This window comes from Mesorhizobium sp. ESP-6-2, assembly GCF_020164675.1.
GTDB lineage: Bacteria > Pseudomonadota > Alphaproteobacteria > Rhizobiales > Rhizobiaceae > Mesorhizobium.
In genome coordinates, this window is the sequence record NZ_JAIUGT010000004.1 from 362753 (window position 1) to 378527 (window position 15775).

The window sequence follows — 15775 nt, forward strand, 5'->3', positions numbered from 1 at the left end:
AGCCATGCAGAACCTGCTCCTGAGCTACTATGGCGACGACCTCACCGGCTCGACCGACGTCATGGAGGCGCTCGAGCTCGGCGGCGTGCCGACGGTGCTGTTCATGCGCCGGCCCGACCAGCGCCTGCTGGCGCAATTTTCCCATTGCCGCGCCGTCGGATTGGCCGGCACCAGCCGAAGCGAAACGCCGCAATGGATGGAGGAAAATCTGGCGCCGGCCTTCGAATGGCTGAAGGGCCTCGAGGCGGAGATCTGTCATTACAAGATCTGTTCGACCTTCGATTCCAGCCCGACGGTCGGCAATATCGGCCGCGCCATCGAGATCGGCCGGCGCATCTTCGGCCAGAGCAGCGTGCCGATGGTCGTCGGCGCGCCGCAGCTCAAGCGCTACACCGCCTTCGGCAATCTTTTCGCGGCGTTCCGCGGCGAGTATTTCCGCATCGACAGGCATCCGGTGATGAGCAGGCATCCGGTGACGCCGATGAACGAAGCAGACCTGCTGGTGCATCTCTCGCGCCAGACCAGTCTCAGCTCCGGCCTTGTCGACCCGGCGGCATTGCAGACCGACGATCTCGCGCAAACGGTCGACCAGGCCGTGCAAAACAGGGCGATCGTCCTGTTCGATGTCGAAAGCCGCCAGACACAGAGACGCGTCGGCGAGCAGATCTGGCGTATCCACAACCAAGGCCATGGCTTCGTTGTCGGATCCTCGGGCGTCGAATATGCCTTGCTTGCCGAATGGGCCGGCAAAGGCATTGCCTCCGGACAGGCATCGTTCGCGCCGCCGGGACCGGTGGACCGCCTCGCGGTGGTCTCGGGCAGCGTGTCGCCGACCACCGAAAAGCAGATCCGCCACGCTCTCGCCCACGGTTTCGACGGCGTCGAGATGGACGCCATGCAACTGGTCACGGAGGGCGCCAAGGAGGCAATCGAGCGGGCCGTCGCGAGCGGATTGGCAAGCCTGGCTGCGGGGCGCAGCGTCATCCTCTACACAGCTCTTGGCCCACAGGCCGACCGTAGTGCGGAGATCGACCATATCGAAGGGGCACGCAACAGGCTGGGCCGGGCGCTGGGTGACATTCTGCGCCGGCTGGTCGTCGAGAAGAAACTCAAGCGCGCGGTGATCGCTGGCGGCGACACTTCCAGCCACGCGCTCGGACAATTGGCCGTCGACGCGCTGACCGTCCGCATGCCGTTGCCGCAATCGCCGGGATCACCGCTCTGTGTCGCTCATGGCGGCGGCGCAATCGATGGACTCGAAATCGCGCTCAAGGGCGGCCAGGTCGGCACCGACGCCTATTTCGAGACGATCCGGCTGGGAAGCTAGAGCATTTCCGGCGAAACAGGATCGCCTCTAATGCTCTATCTGTTTGTTCCTACGCAATTCCGGACGCAAAACCCCTGCGCACTTTTGCTGGAATTGCTCTAAGCCGTTGCCATGATGACGTGAGCCTGAATTTTGGCGGCCACCGCGCCGCTGCCATGTCTGTCTGCAATCGCGGACGCGGCGTAGTCGGTCGCGGCTTGCAGCTTCCCGGCCTCCCGGGCCTCGATTTCGGTGCGAAGCACAGTTCCCTGACAATAAGCGACGGCGGGAAGGCGCGGCGAGGATGCACGGCTTTGTTCGGCTCTCGTCTCGATCATCACAGGAGAAAAGCCAGCGTCCTCCAGCTCGCGACGGATCACTGCCTTGTCGTGATAGCCATGCGGCGTGCGTGCCAGAAAGCGCGGCGGATCGTCGGGGAAGATCCTTGCGAGAGCATTCGTCACATCGTCGGCAAAGACGTTCTCCTCGATGCGATCCCATACGCTGAACAGGAAATGTCCGCCCGGCCTCAGGACACGCTTGGCTTCGCGGTAGGCAGATGGCCGGTCGGGAAAGAACATCGCACCGAATTGACAGCAAACGAGGTCGAAGGCCGCATCTTCAAACGGCAGCGCCAAGGCGTCCGCCTGACGCCATGTGATGCGACCGTCGGGAGGTTGTCGCGAAGCGGCGTGGTCGAGCATCGGCTGGTTGAGGTCGGTCACGGTATAACTTGCGCCAGGAGACAATTTCGGCGCCAATGCGCGGGTAACGACCCCGGTGCCGGCGGCCGTCTCCAAAACCGCGGCGGGCGACAGGGACGCTGCTCGCGCTACAAGATCCGCAGCGAACGGCTCGAAAATCAACGGCACCATATAGCGATCGTAGTTTTCCGGTATGGAGCCAGCGAATACCTTGTCTGTTTCCAGCGTTGCCATCACCCGCCCTTTGCCTAGAGGCTCGGGAGATTAGCATATCATTGCTTGTTTTGCGCCGTTTTCGGCGGAGACGACCAGTCCAGCTCCAAATCAAAGAGATAGAGCATAATGTCGTCCGAAACCGCCTCGCGCTTATCGGCATCGCCTAGTACAGGGGCTCGGCCATGTGCCTGGGCGCCGGCCACTGCGTCGTGACGCCGGGCTGCACCGGCCGCTCGAGATAGGTCGACAGCACCACATAGCTGCGCGTCGAGGTGACGCCGGGTGTTTCGTAGAGGCGGGCGAGCAAGCCTTCCAACGCCCGCGTGTCCTCAGTGCGCACCTTCAGCAGCATGCAGGTGTCACCGGCAACCGTGTGGATCTCCTCGACCTCCGGATATTGCGAAACCGCCATCAACTCCGGCGTCTTGCCCCAGCCCTTGGTGTCGATATGCACGAATGCCAGCAGCGGCTTCTTGACCGCCTTGGGGTCGATGATGGCAGCCGTGCCGCGAATGGCGCCACTGCGCCGAAGGCGCTTGACGCGCTCATGCGCGGCGGGCGGCGAAAGGCCGACACGATCGCCGAGCTCAGCATAGCTGACCGTGGCGTCGTCGACGAGAACGCCTAATATCTTTCTGTCGATCGGGTCGACGTCGCGGGGCGCCGGCCTGTTCTGCGGAATGCCATTTGTTTCTTCGTCCATAGTGGAAATTCCCGATTGCCGCCGAATAAAATACGGCCATTATGAAGATATGTCGAACAGTGATCAAGCAGCAACCCTTGGTGCGAACGCCCGGCCGCCCATCCCGGCGCTGGCCTATCTCTTGACCGGATGCATCGCCGTGATCGGCTCGAACTCCCTGGTGCTGGGTCCGATTGCCCCTGCCGTGGCCGTGTCGTTCGCGACCAGCGTGCCTGTCGTGATGATGGGGGCCGCCGCCTTCGGCCTCGGCACCTCGGCGAGCGCCTTGTTCCTGGCGCGCTACATCGACCGGATCGGCGCGCGCCGGATGCTGCAGGCGGCCTTGCTGCTGCTGGCATTGGCGCTTGTCGCGAGCGCCGCGGCGCCGACGGTGACGGCACTGGTCGCCGCGCAGCTTCTCGCCGGCATCGCCGCCGGCGTCGCCATGCCGGCAATCTATGCCAGTTCCGCGGCCATCGCCCCGCCCGGACGGGAAAGCGGAACGATCGGCGTCGTGCTGACAGGGTGGACACTGAGCATGGTGGCCGGCGTTTCGTTGTCGGCGGTGCTTGCCGATCTGGTGCATTGGCGGGCCGTCTTCGCCGCCGTGGCGCTGCTGGCGGCGATGGCGCTTGGCAGCCTCACCGCATCGTCACTCCCGGATGTCAGGAAGGCCGGCCCGGCGCCGGCGCCGCTCGAGGCGCTCGGCACCCCCGGCATCGTGCCGCTGCTGATCGCCTGCGGCGCCTTCATGACCGCCTTCTACGGTGTCTACGGCTATCTTGGCGACCATCTCCACAGCGGGCTGGGCCAGCCGGTCAGCGCCAACGGCCTGGCCGCACTCGCCTATGGCGCCGGGTTCGGCACGGCGGCGCTCTTCGACGGCATCATCGATCGCCTGGGGGCCCGCCGCGTCATGCCCTTCGCTTACCTGCTCGTCGCCATCGTCTACGTCGCGATCGCCGCGACAAGCAACAGCTATGGCCTGACGCTCGCGATGGTGGCGGCCTGGGGTCTTGCCAATCATTTCGGTTTGAACGTGCTGGTGATGCGCCTCTCGGCGCTCGATCCGTCGCGGCGCGGCACGATCATGGGCCTGAACAGCGCGGTGACATATCTGGCGGTCTTTGTCGGCACCACCGGCTTCGGGCCGCTATATTCCGGTTTCGGCTTTGCCGCGTCGGCGATGGTGGCGGCGTTGCTCATGCTGGTGGCGGCCTCGGCCGCGGCATGGCGCCCGCGCCAGCCACACAGGACGTAATGGGCCACCAGCCTTCGCATGGTTGACAGCGGCGCCCCTCCCTTCCATACAAAGCCGTTAATGTTCTCAGGGCGGGGTGAAAGTCCCCACCGGCGGTGACGGTTTCGGCCGGAGCCCGCGAGCGCTTTCCGGCAAAACCGGAAGGGTCAGCAGATCCGGTGCAATTCCGGAGCCGACGGTTACAGTCCGGATGGAAGAGAACGAAACGGAAGACGGACCGCCCCGGCGGCCGGTTTTCGTATCGTGCGTCCTGATTCTGGTTCGAAACGGAAGGATGGACCCATGAATCAGCATTCCCACAAAGACTATGAAACGACCCGCATTGCCGTTGTCAGGGCGCGCTGGCACGCGGATATCGTCGACCAGTGTGTCGCTGCCTTCGAGGCAGAGCTTGCAGCACTGGGCAACGGCCGCTTTGCTGTCGAAATCTTCGACGTGCCCGGCGCCTACGAGATCCCGCTGCACGCCAAGACTTTGGCCGAGACGGGTCGCTACGCCGCGATCCTCGGCGCTGCCTTCGTCGTCAATGGTGGCATCTACCGGCATGAGTTCGTCGCCGGCGCCGTCATCGACGGCATGATGAACGTGCAGTTGGCAACCGGCGTGCCGGTGCTTTCGGCGGTACTGACGCCGCACAATTATCACGACAGCGCCGAGCACCACCGCTTCTTCCTCGAGCACTTCCAGGTGAAGGGCAAGGAAGCGGCCGGCGCATGCGTCCAGATCCTGGCGGCGCGAAAGCACATCGCCGCCTGAAACAGCCGAGAGCGGGGTGGAAATCCCGGTAACAGCCTGTAGTATCTCGGGAAAATGCCGAGTTCGGGAGGATGCCGGTGCAGACCAAGAAGATCATCAATGACGGCAACCGTGCCGTCGACGAGATGCTAGAGGGGATTCTGGCCGCGCATCCCCACCATCTCAGGAGCGCGGACGGCAGCCCGCGCTCGATCATCGCCCGCAACGGACCGCGTCCCGGCAAGGTCGGGCTCGTCGTCGGCGGCGGTTCGGGCCATGAGCCGACCTTCCTCGGCTTTGTCGGCAAGGGCCTGGCGGATGCGGCGGCGATCGGCAATGTCTTTGCCTCGCCGCCACCCGATCCCATCCTTGAATGCGCCAAGGCGGCGAACGGCGGCGCCGGTGTCCTGTTCACGTACGGCAACTATGCCGGGGACGTGATGAATTTCGATATGGCGGCCGAAATGGCCGCCATGGACGACATCGAGGTGCGCACGGTGCTGACCACCGACGATGTCGCCTCGGCACCGCGCGACCAGCGGCAGAAGCGCCGCGGAGTCGCCGGCAATTTCTTCGTCTTCAAGGCGGCCGGCGCGGCCTGTGACCGCATGTTCTCTTTCGACGAATGCGAGCGCATCGCGCGCAAGGCCAACGACCATACCTTCACCATGGGCGTGGCGCTGTCGCCCTGCTCGCTGCCGCAGACCCGGCGGCCGAATTTCGAGATCGGCGCCGACGAGATGGAGATCGGCATGGGCATCCATGGCGAGCCGGGCATCGCGCGCGGCAAGCTCGGGACCGCCGATGAGATCACCGACGAGATGCTGGACAAGATCCTTGCCGAGATGGCGCCGCAACGCGGCGACAAGGTCGCGGTGCTGGTCAATTCGCTGGGCTCGACACCGCTGATGGAACTCTACATCATGAACCGTCGCGTCAAGCAGCGTCTCGACGACATCGGCGTTTCCATCCATGCGACCTGGGTCGGCAATTATTGCACGTCGCTCGAAATGGCCGGCGCCTCGGTGACGCTGTTTCATCTCGATGGCGAGTTGCAGACCATGCTCGACCATCCGTGCGACTGCGCCATGTTCCGCGCCGGCTGAGGAGTGATCCGTGAGCATCGATAGCGCTGACCTGAAGAGAATGTTCGATGCGATCGCGGTAGCGATCGAAGCCGACAAGGACCGGCTCTGCCACCTCGACGGCGTCATCGGCGACGCCGATCACGGTATCGCCATGGCGCTCGGCTTCAACGCGGTGCGCGACGCGCTGGCGCCACTCGACCTGGCGGCGACCGAGCCGACCGCGCTTCTCAACATGGCGGCTAAATCGTTCCTCAACGCGGTCGGCGCGTCGTCTGGCCCGCTCTATGCCACCGCCTTCATGCGCGCCGCCGCTGCCGTCAAGGGCAAGACCACGCTAGCCGATGCGGATGTCGTCGCGCTGTTCCAGGCGATGGCGCAAGGCATCCGCGATCGCGGCAAGGCCGAGATCGGCGAGAAGACGATGATCGACGCCTGGTTGCCGGCGGCGGAAGCGGCCGGCGCCAGCAATGCGGCCGGAAAGGGCCTTGCCGAAAGCCTCGACGCGGCAGTGGGCGCGGCGCGCCGGGGGGCGGAGGCGACCAAGGACATGATCGCCGCCAAGGGCCGCTCCTCGCGGCTCGGCGAACGCTCGCTCGGCCATATCGACCCCGGCGCCGCCTCGGCCGTGACCGTCATCGAGGCGTTGCGCGAAAGCCTGGCTTAGGCCTGCTTCGCTTCATCGAGCTTGTTGATCGCCTGGACATTGCCGGCCGACGGTCCCCTCTCGTCGAACTCCGAGGCCAACCAGGTATCGACGATCGCCTTGGCGAGTTCCGGGCCGATGACCCGGGCGCCCATGGTGATGATCTGCGCGTTGTTGGATTTGGCGGCGCGCTCGGCGGAATAGGTGTCGTGGGTGAGTGCGGCGCGGATGCCGGGCACCTTGTTGGCCGAGATCGAGACGCCGATGCCGGTGCCGCAGAACAGGATACCGCGGTCGTTCTCGCCGTCGACGATCGTCTGGGCGAGCTTTTGCGACAGGTCGGCATAAAAGCCGGCCTGGCTGAGGTCGCTGACGGTGAGGCCGGACTTTGTCGCGAGATGCGCGGCGATGACATCGAGCAGCGGCTTGCCGGCGCTGTCGGCTCCAATGGCTATTTTCATGGTCGTGTCCTTTCTTGAATGGGATTTCGTTTGTTCAGATCGCCGCCGAGGCGCGCCTGAGGATGTCGATATAGCCCTCCGCCTGCCAGGCCGAGCGGCCGATAAAGAGACCATCGATGCTGGGCTGGCCGATCAGCTCGGCCGCATTGCCGGGATTGACGCTGCCGCCATAGAGCACCGGCGGGATGGACGGCAGCAGGCCGCCGGCCACTTTCTTGATCAGCGCCTGCTGTTTGTCGGCATAGGCGGAGCTGGCCGGAATACCCTTGTCGCCGATCGCCCAGACCGGCTCATAGGCAAACAGAATTTTTGCCGCCTTCGCCTCGCCTTCGAGGAACTGCAAGGCACCCGCGACCTGGCTGATCAATACCGCATCCGCCTTGCCGCTTTCGCGCTCCGCCAGCGTCTCGCCGACGCAGATCAGCGGTATCAGTCCGTGCTTGACGGCGGCCGCCGTCTTCAGACCGACGGTGCGATCGGTCTCGCCGAAATGCTCGCGCCGTTCGCTGTGGCCGAGTTCGACCATGTCGAGACCGCAGTCGCTCAGCATCAGCGGCGAGATCTCCCCGGTCCAGGCGCCGGCGTCGGCCCAGTGCATGTTCTGGGCACCGACCTTGACCCGCGTCGACGACAGCGCCTGCTTGACCTCGCGCACTGCCGTGAAAGGCGGGATGACGAAAGGCTGGATGCGCTCGTCGAAGCCTGGCACGAAGCCGGCCAACACCCCGGCGAAATCCAGCGCCTCGGCCAGCGTCTTGTTCATCTTCCAGCTTGTACCGACCCAGTAAACCACGCCTACGCTCCTTGATCCTCATCCTTGTTGGCGACCACCGCCAACGAAACGCCGGCGGCATCCAGTGCGGCGCGCATTCCCGGCTCAGGTTCGCACCCGGTGAAGACGGCATCGAAGGCCTCGAGGTCAGTCAGGAAATGCAGCGCCGTGCGGCCGAATTTGCCGTGATCGACCAGCAGATATTTGCGCGTCGCCGCTTCCATCATCAGCCGCTTGATCTGCACCACCTCCTGGTCCTGGTGGAAAGCGGAGGCGCCGTGGATAGCCGATGACGACAAGAAGGCGACGTCCGCGCGTAACGATCTCAGCGAAGCCTCGGCGAGCAGGCCGAAGAAGCCGTGGAACTTCTTGCTGTAATGGCCGCCGAGCGCAATCAGGTCGATGCCCCCGGCGCCGGCCAGATCCTGGATGACGGCCAGATTATTGGAGATCACCGTCAGCGGCCTGAAATCGGCGAGGTGCCGCGCGATGCCGCCAGCCGTCGAGCCGTCGTCGATGATGACAGTCTGGCCGGGTTCGATCATCGCCACGGCGGCCGCCGCAAGACGCTGCTTTTCTCCTGTCGCCTGCTTCTGCCGGTAACGAAAATCGCTTTCGAAGAGACCGCTCGGCTGGATCGAAGCGCCGCCACGCACCTTGCGCAGGAAACCGCTCTCCTCAAGGTCGTCGAGATCACGATGCACCGTCATCCTGGAGACGCCAAAGCGTGAGGCAAGATCGTCGACGCTCGCCGCGCCGACGTCCATCAGAAAGTCCATGATGCCTTGACGCCTGTTATCGCTCTTCATTGCTGCCGATATCCGCCAACCGACGCTGGCTTCTCGATAAAGATAACATATTTCTTCCTGAAACTATCATGATTTTTGATATAATGAGATATTTTGCTGGGATATTCCCCCGGCTTTCATCACGACGCTGTAACAAGAATTGCTGCTGGGACGGCGTCTGACGGTTGCGGTTGCACGGAAATCCGGCCAGAAGCATCGGTGGGCTGGACCGATGCGCGGACAGCCCGCAACCACAGGTTCGAAACCAGATACGGGAGACTATTCGTTGGCTCGCATCACACTGAGACAATTGCTCGATCACGCCGCCGAATACGGCTATGGCGTGCCGGCCTTCAACATGAACAACATGGAACAGGGCCTCGCCATCATGGAGGCGGCGGAAGAGACCAAGTCGCCGGTCATCCTGCAGGCAAGCCGCGGTGCGCGTGCCTATGCCAATGACGTGGTGCTGGCCAAGCTGATCGATGCGCTGGTGGAGATCCATCCCGACATCCCGGTCTGCATGCATCTCGACCACGGCAACAACGAGGCCACCTGCGTCACCGCGATCCAGCATGGTTTCACCTCGGTGATGATGGATGGATCACTCAAGGAGGACGGCAAGTCGCCGGCCGACTACGTCTATAATTCGGGCATCACCAGGCGCGTCGTCGACATGGCGCATTGGGGCGGCGTTTCGGTCGAAGGCGAGATCGGCGTTCTGGGCTCGCTGGAGAGCGGCGGCGGCGAGCAGGAGGACGGCCACGGCGTCGAAGGTGCGATCAGCCACGACCAATTGCTCACCGATCCGGTGCAGGCCGAGCAGTTCGTGCGCGACACCCATGTCGACGCGCTGGCCGTTGCCATGGGCACCAGCCACGGCGCCTATAAATTCTCGCGCAAGCCGGACGGCGCGGTGCTGGCGATGAACGTCATCGAGGAAATCCACCGCCGCCTGCCGAACATGCACCTGGTCATGCACGGCTCGTCCTCGGTGCCGGAGGATCTGCAGGAGATCATCAACAAATATGGCGGGCAGATGAAGCCGACCTGGGGCGTGCCGGTGGAAGAGATCCAGCGCGGCATCAAGCATGGCGTGCGCAAGATCAACATCGACACCGACAACCGCATGGCGCTGACCGGCGCGATCCGCAAGGTGCTGACGGAAAACCCCTCCGAATTCGACCCGCGCAAATATCTGACGCCGGCGATGGCGGCGATGAGGAAGCTGTGCAAGGAGCGTTTCGAGCAGTTCGGCACCGCCGGCAATGCGCCGAAGATCAAACCGCTGCCGGTCTCGGAAATGGCCAAGCGCTACAAAGCGGGCAGCCTCGATCCGAAATTCGGCTAAACAACCAGTTCCCGGAGCGGTTCAGTGTTGGATGGAACCGCCGAACCGCTCCAGCTCTTTACGGGATGAGAACACCGGCCGAGGTCGCGGAACGTCCTGCGCGGCGAAGCCCAACCGTGTCAAACAGGCTCGCGCCAGGGCTGCATTGCTGTCGATGACGACCAATCCGTTCGTAGGGTTGAGGCTGGCGGCCACCACCGACAGTTCGGTGCAGCCGAGAACGGCCGTATCGGCGCCGGCCGATCGCGCGATTTCAAGCGCGCGCTCGGTTTCGCTCGCCGCCTCCGCGATCGAACCACCCTTGACGAGGCCGATCGCTCTATCGACGCGACCCTGGAATTCCGTGACAGCGGGAAAGCAGAGCTCAAATCCCGCCGCCGACATCCTGTCCCGATAGAAGCCGGAGACCAGCGTGCCCTGCGTGGCGAGGATCGTAACCTTGCCTCGGCCCAGGCTACGATGGGTTTCAGCTACGACCGCGTCGGCGATATGGATGATCCGCGCCTGCGAGCTCGCCGCCAGCTGCTCATACCAATGATGGGCGGTGTTGCACGGCATTGCGATACAGGCAACGCCGAGCGCATTGAGCGTCGAGACCGCGGCTTTCAAAGACGGCAGCGGACCGTCATGGCCGGCAAGGATCGCCTCGGTCCTGTCAGGCAGCTGTGGCACGCTGAGGATGACGGCCGGCACATGCTCATTGTCCCGGAACGCCTGGGTCATTCGGGTCAGCTTGAAGTAGAAGTCAGCCGATGCCAACGGCCCGAGGCCGCCGATGACGCCGAGCTGGAGGCTGATGCCATGGTCGATCATCGGACGGGCTCGAGCTGTTCCGACGCCGCTTCGACAGACTGCGTTGTCTCCCTGTGGCTGGGCGCGATCATTGCGGTGCTCGCCGCTACGGTGCAGACGCTGGACAGCGTCATGAACGTATCGACGGCCGCGTCGACCGCGACGAACAGGGCGAACGCGGCCTCGAAGGGAATCTTCAGGTAGCCACAGACGATCGACATCTGGGACAGGATGAGCAGGCTGCCCATGCCGCCGGTCGTGAGCGCGAGAAGCGCCGAGGTGATGCCGACGAGCAGGAGGTCGGGGATTGCCAGCGGACGGCCGTAGAGCTGAGCGATGAAAAGAACACCAGACGTGTAAAGCAGCGCCGGGCCTGTCCGCAGCAATGCCGCCTGCAGCGGCACGAGCAGTTCGACGACCACGAGGCTGAACCGCAGACGCTCGCTCAGCAGGTTGATGACCCACGGAAGCGAGGCGACGGTAGAGCGCGTGGTGATGGCGACCATGAGAAGGGGCTGACAGGTCTTGATCGTGGCCCAGTAGCTTCGCCGAGAGCGGATGGCGATAACGGCAAATGCGCCGGCGACGAATGTAAGGCAGGAAAGACCCATCACCAGCAGATAACCGCCCATCAGCGTGAGCGGCTTGGTTCCGGTCGACGCGGTCTGATCCGCGATCAGGATGAAGGTTGCAAACGGCAATCCCCATATGAACCAGTTGGTAAGGACCGTGCAGGCCCGGTAAACGGCGTTCAGCGCCTGAGACAGGCTCATGGACGAAGGCTGGGGAATCTTGCCCATCGCGAGTCCGAAAAGCAGGCAGAACAGCAGGACCTGGATGGTTTGACCGGAGGCCAGCGCGCTGAAGACGTTGTTCGGCACAAGATCGAGCAGTATCGAATGCCCGTTGTCGGCGCCCTCATTGGGTGGCGGTTGATAGGGGAATGCGAGATCGGTGGATACGCTACCCTGCGAATTAATGAACTCGCCAAGCTCGATGCGCGATTGAGGATTCTCGATCTGGCCCGGCTGAAGGACAAGCGAGTAGGTGCCACTCACCAATACGCTCAGGAATGACACGACCAGCACCGCCATACCCACCCGGCCCAGGTAACGGACCGAGTTCGGATCCTGAACCATCGACATGATCGAGAAGATGACCGACGAGACCAGGTAGGGCAGGACGACCATCTTGAGGAAATTCAGGTAGAGCTGCGCCACAGGGCTGATCGCATGGGCAAATGCTGGATAGTAGAGGCCGCAAAGGATTCCCGCCCCGATCATCGCAATCGTCGTCGCGGGCGAGCGCAATATGCGCCTTGCCGCCAGGCGCCAGTCGAAAGCCAAGGGTCCGGCTGCTTCCGAGATGGCCATCGTCAGGCTTTGCTCCCCAACCGGTAGCGCGCGATGATCTCGTCAGTGTTGAGAACCTGCTGACCGCGCGCGAGATCGAGGTAAAGGTCGATAAAGGCCGCGAGATGCGGATTGTCCGGTCGCACGCCGATTGCGATCGTGTCTACCTTGTCGGTCAGCGTGATCGAGCGAGCGGCGACCGTCATCGACGGATCGTCGACCATCAGCTTCTTGATCTCGAAATCGTCGCGATACGCCATGTCGATCGTCCCGTTGCGGATCGCATCGACAACCATCTCCCAGCCTGCGAAACGATGAACTTGTGCATGCGGGAACGTCGTCGCGGCATAGGTTGCGAATGAAGAGCCCTCGATCACGCCGAGATCGCCCGAGAAGTCGCGGATGATCTGCTCGGGTGGCTTGCCTTGCGCGATGCGCGCTAGATTGAGGCGATTGGCGATGAGGCCCTGGTGCAGCATGGCATAGGGCCGGGAATAGAGGATTGACCGGCCACGGCGAAGGGTTCGGCTGAGCTTGCCGACGGCTATGTCCGCCTGGCCGGAAGTCAGCTGTTTCACCATGCCGTCGAACGTTGCGGCGGATCGGTCGAACACCGGCTCGACGCCGAGCTCCGCTGCGATGCCGCGGGCCAGTTCCATGTCTATGCCGCTATCTCCCGATCCATCGGCCGGGAAGAATGGATCGGAGGAAAAGGCCGGCATTGCAATGCGCAGCGCATTGTCGCCGACAACGGGAGCGATCTCCGCCTGCTGTCCTGGAGTGTTGGCCGCCCGGGCTTGCGCGACCAGCAAGCCGACGCTTCCGGCCGTGAGCAGCGTGCGACGTGTAACCGACATGCGGATTCTCTAGTTGGCGAGGGACGCCGGACAAACAAATCGGACCAATTCGCAGTATGCATGGCGAAGTTAAACAAAAGTATCTTTCGTATTGTACTTTTATAGCAATCAGCAGCGCAGGCTGCCGCAATACTCGCACTATCTAAAATGTCTGGGATATCTGGTTGCTTCGCTGGTGGGCCAACCGGTTGGACCGTCAACAGGCGCGAGTGACATCGGCTCCCCGCCCCGATTTCTACCCGTTTTTCGGCAACAGATCAGGCCTGCCCGTGTCGATGGAGGGCGCCCAGTAGTCGACCGATTCGCGGATCATGGCGACCACCTGGTGGTCGGCCGGTTCGCGCTCGCGGAACGACAGTTCCAGACAAATCTCGTTGTCGGTGCCGCCGCCGCGCCGCACAGTCTCCAGCAGCTTTTCAGGCGTGATGCGGCCGTCCCTGTTGTGAGCCGCGGTGAACGGCCAATGGCCACCCTTGTTCATCGACGATTGCTTGATGTGGATAATCGGCGACTTCCTGGGGAAAGCCTCGGCCCAGGCATAGGGATCGATATCGGCCGGGTTGCTGGAGGTGACGTCACCATGGTCGATGTCGACCATCATCTCCAGCGGAATGGCCATGCCGGCCGCGTCGATCGCATCCTGCAGCAGCCGGCAATTCTCGATCGTGTGGCCGAACTCGCGGCCGACCGACATCGGCTCCCAGAACAGGTAGTTAAGCCCGGCCGCGCGGGCGTGTTCGGCGACCTCGCGCCAGCATTCCAGTGCAATGTCGAACAGGCGCGCGCGGCGCGCGGGATCATCATAATCGCGATGGGTGAAGATCGCGAATTGGGTACCCATGCCGCCGGCGCCAAGCTCGGCCGAGATGTCGGCAAAGGTCTTGAACCAGTCGACATAGTAGCGGCGTACGTCGGCGTCTGGATGGCCGAAATGGTTGAGCCGGCCGTAAGGACCGGTCATGCCTGAGGTCACACGCACGCCCGTACGGGAGAGTGCGCCACGAAACAGGCGGACGAATTTGACGATCGTCGCCGCCGGCCAGCCCGGATTGACGAATTCATGCGTGAGCTGAATGTCCCTGATGCCGATGTCGTAGGCGATGGTATCGACCAGGTCGTCAGGCTCGGCAAAGCGGTTGACCAGCGGATTGGTGTTGAGGGAGAGCGTGAATGCCACGATCGCGATCCTCTCAGCCCTGTCGCGCTACATTGGCGATGATTGCCATCACCCTGCCCTCGCCAGCCGGCCCGCGCACCAGTGTTCGAAAGCCGATCTCTCCTCGGCGGAAAGATGCAGGCCGTGCTTGGTGCGCCGTTCGAGAATGTCGGCCGGTGTCTCAGCCCATTCCTGCTCGAACAGGTAACTGGCCTCGCGCTCGAAGAAATCCTTGCCGAAGCATCGCCCGAGTTCCGCTAGCGAGTGGGCTGCGCCGACCAGAAGGCGTGTCCTGGTCCCATAGAGCCGGCCGTAGTGCTTGAGCAGCGATGCAGGCATCCATGGATACTCCCGCCCGAGATCGCCAAGAAACTGTTCGAAATCGGCGTTGGCGATGTCGCCGCCAGGCAGATGGGCCTTCGCCGTCCAGGGTTTGCCCATCCGGGGGAAGAACGGAGCGATCCTGTCCAGCGCATGCTCGGCGAGCTTGCGGAAGGTGGTGATCTTGCCGCCGAAGACGGACAGCAGCGGCGCCTCTGCATCCGGCGCGTCGAGTTCGAAAATATAGTCGCGGGTCACGGCGCTCGGGTTGTCGGCATTGTCGTCATAGAGCGGCCTGACGCCGGAGAACGAATAGACGACATCGCCGCGCGCGAGGCCGCGCTTAAAATAGCGGTTGACCACCCTGATCAGGTATTCGATCTCGCTCTCGTCCGCCGTCACGTCCTCGGGTCGGCCGTCATAGGGAATGTCGGTGGTGCCTATCAAGGCGAGATCGCCCTGATAAGGATTGATGAAGATCACCCGCTTGTCGCTGTTCTGGATGAGATAGGCCTGCCGCCCCTCCCAGAATTTGGGCACGACGATATGGCTGCCCTTGACCAGGCGGACATTGCGCGTCGAGTTCTGGCCAGCCACGCGGTTGATGATGTCGTTGACCCAGGGGCCGGCGGCATTGACCAGCGCACGCGCCCGCACCGTGGTTTTCACGCCGGTCTTGCCGTCGCGCATCTCCACCGACCAGAGGCCGCCTTCCCGGCGGGCGGCGGTGCAGGCGGTTCGGGTGAAGATCTTCGCTCCGCGCTCGCGCGCATCCAGCGCATTGATCAGCACGAGGCGGGCGTCGTCGACCCAGCAATCGGAATATTCGAAACCGCGCTTGAATTCATCCTTGATCGGCGCGCCCTCGGGCGCGGTACGCAGATCGAGCGTGCGGGTAGCCGGCAGCCGCTTGCGGCCGCCAAGATGGTCGTAGAGGAACAGGCCGAGCCTGACCAGCCATGCCGGCCGGTCGTCAGGACTGTGCGGCAGCACGAAGCGCATCGGCCAGATGATGTGCGGCGCCGATTCCAGGAGCACCTCGCGCTCGATCAGCGCCTCTCGCACCAGGCGGAATTCATAATATTCGAGATAGCGCAGGCCGCCATGGACGAGCTTGCCCGATCGCGAACTGGTGCCTTCCGCCAGATCGTCCTTTTCGCACAGAATGACGGAGAGGCCGCGGCCTGCCGCATCGCGGGCTATGCCGGCGCCGTTGACGCCGCCGCCGATGACGAAAAGATCGACGATTTCGGGTCCGCCGCTCATCTCATCACGATCTCGCTGCCGGAT

16 protein-coding genes and 1 riboswitch are annotated in these 15775 nt (G+C 63.4%); of the genes, 6 read left to right on the forward strand and 10 right to left on the reverse strand.

The window, feature by feature from the left end; translation table 11 throughout:
• Positions 1-4: 4 nt before the first annotated feature.
• Positions 5-1327 (forward strand): four-carbon acid sugar kinase family protein, encoded by a 1323-nt coding sequence (locus tag LB532_RS14200; protein WP_140638548.1) that lies wholly within the window; start codon positions 5-7, stop codon positions 1325-1327.
• A gap of 98 nt (positions 1328-1425) precedes the next feature.
• On the opposite strand, the gene LB532_RS14205 is transcribed toward LB532_RS14200, so the two are convergent.
• A complete protein-coding gene (locus LB532_RS14205; protein WP_140638547.1) occupies positions 1426-2244 on the reverse strand; it encodes a class I SAM-dependent methyltransferase in 819 nt (272 codons plus the stop codon).
• Between the two features lie 145 nt (positions 2245-2389).
• Positions 2390-2929 carry an Lrp/AsnC family transcriptional regulator gene (locus LB532_RS14210; RefSeq protein WP_140638546.1) on the reverse strand — a complete coding sequence of 180 codons (540 nt, stop codon included), beginning with the start codon at positions 2927-2929 and terminating at the stop codon, positions 2390-2392.
• Positions 2930-2978: 49 nt separating this feature from the next.
• On the opposite strand from LB532_RS14210, the gene LB532_RS14215 reads away from it, so the two are divergent.
• From LB532_RS14215 to dhaL, 4 genes are all read left to right on the forward strand, one after another.
• Positions 2979-4169: an MFS transporter gene (locus LB532_RS14215; protein ID WP_140638545.1), complete on the forward strand. Its 1191-nt coding sequence runs from the start codon at positions 2979-2981 to the stop codon at positions 4167-4169.
• Positions 4170-4227: 58 nt separating this feature from the next.
• Positions 4228-4375, forward strand: a riboswitch (FMN riboswitch).
• Between the two features lie 76 nt (positions 4376-4451).
• Complete coding sequence (locus LB532_RS14220) at positions 4452-4925, forward strand: 6,7-dimethyl-8-ribityllumazine synthase (protein ID WP_140638544.1); 474 nt, start codon at positions 4452-4454, stop codon at positions 4923-4925.
• Positions 4926-5002: 77 nt separating this feature from the next.
• The gene (locus LB532_RS14225) at positions 5003-6010 is read left to right on the forward strand and encodes a dihydroxyacetone kinase subunit DhaK (RefSeq protein ID WP_140638543.1); all 1008 of its coding nucleotides are present in this window, start codon (positions 5003-5005) and stop codon (positions 6008-6010) included.
• 10 nt (positions 6011-6020) lie between these two features.
• Entirely contained in the window at positions 6021-6656 is a 636-nt protein-coding gene (dhaL, locus tag LB532_RS14230) for a dihydroxyacetone kinase subunit DhaL (protein ID WP_181169296.1), read from the forward strand.
• Here the strand turns inward: dhaL and LB532_RS14235 are convergent.
• From LB532_RS14235 to LB532_RS14245, 3 genes are read right to left on the reverse strand one after another with little or no spacing between them, the layout of a single operon-like run.
• Positions 6653-7096 carry an RpiB/LacA/LacB family sugar-phosphate isomerase gene (locus LB532_RS14235; RefSeq protein WP_140638542.1) on the reverse strand — a complete coding sequence of 148 codons (444 nt, stop codon included), beginning with the start codon at positions 7094-7096 and terminating at the stop codon, positions 6653-6655. The genes dhaL and LB532_RS14235 overlap by 4 nt on opposite strands.
• A gap of 34 nt (positions 7097-7130) precedes the next feature.
• The gene (locus LB532_RS14240; RefSeq protein WP_140638541.1) at positions 7131-7889 is read right to left on the reverse strand and encodes a triose-phosphate isomerase; all 759 of its coding nucleotides are present in this window, start codon (positions 7887-7889) and stop codon (positions 7131-7133) included.
• A gap of 2 nt (positions 7890-7891) precedes the next feature.
• A complete protein-coding gene (locus LB532_RS14245) occupies positions 7892-8677 on the reverse strand; it encodes a DeoR/GlpR family DNA-binding transcription regulator (RefSeq protein WP_140638540.1) in 786 nt (261 codons plus the stop codon).
• Positions 8678-8942: 265 nt separating this feature from the next.
• Here LB532_RS14245 and fba point away from each other — a divergent pair, with 265 nt between their 5' ends.
• Entirely contained in the window at positions 8943-10007 is a 1065-nt protein-coding gene (gene fba / locus LB532_RS14250; protein WP_140638539.1) for a class II fructose-bisphosphate aldolase, read from the forward strand.
• Between the two features lie 21 nt (positions 10008-10028).
• Here the strand turns inward: fba and LB532_RS14255 are convergent, their stop codons facing one another.
• The 5 genes from LB532_RS14255 to LB532_RS14275 all read right to left on the reverse strand — a co-directional run bounded on the left by LB532_RS14255 (position 10029) and on the right by LB532_RS14275 (position 15751).
• Positions 10029-10820 carry an aspartate/glutamate racemase family protein gene (locus LB532_RS14255; RefSeq protein WP_140638538.1) on the reverse strand — a complete coding sequence of 264 codons (792 nt, stop codon included), beginning with the start codon at positions 10818-10820 and terminating at the stop codon, positions 10029-10031.
• Entirely contained in the window at positions 10817-12172 is a 1356-nt protein-coding gene (locus LB532_RS14260) for a dicarboxylate/amino acid:cation symporter (RefSeq protein WP_140638537.1), read from the reverse strand. The genes LB532_RS14255 and LB532_RS14260 overlap by 4 nt, the downstream gene beginning before the upstream one ends.
• A gap of 2 nt (positions 12173-12174) precedes the next feature.
• Entirely contained in the window at positions 12175-13008 is an 834-nt protein-coding gene (locus LB532_RS14265) for a substrate-binding periplasmic protein (RefSeq protein WP_181169295.1), read from the reverse strand.
• A 235-nt stretch (positions 13009-13243) separates the two neighbouring features.
• Positions 13244-14185, reverse strand: coding sequence for a sugar phosphate isomerase/epimerase family protein (locus LB532_RS14270; protein WP_140638536.1), 942 nt, complete (start codon positions 14183-14185; stop codon positions 13244-13246).
• Positions 14186-14233: 48 nt separating this feature from the next.
• Positions 14234-15751, reverse strand: coding sequence for a glycerol-3-phosphate dehydrogenase (locus tag LB532_RS14275; RefSeq protein WP_140638535.1), 1518 nt, complete (start codon positions 15749-15751; stop codon positions 14234-14236).
• Between the last annotated feature and the right edge of the window lie 24 nt (positions 15752-15775).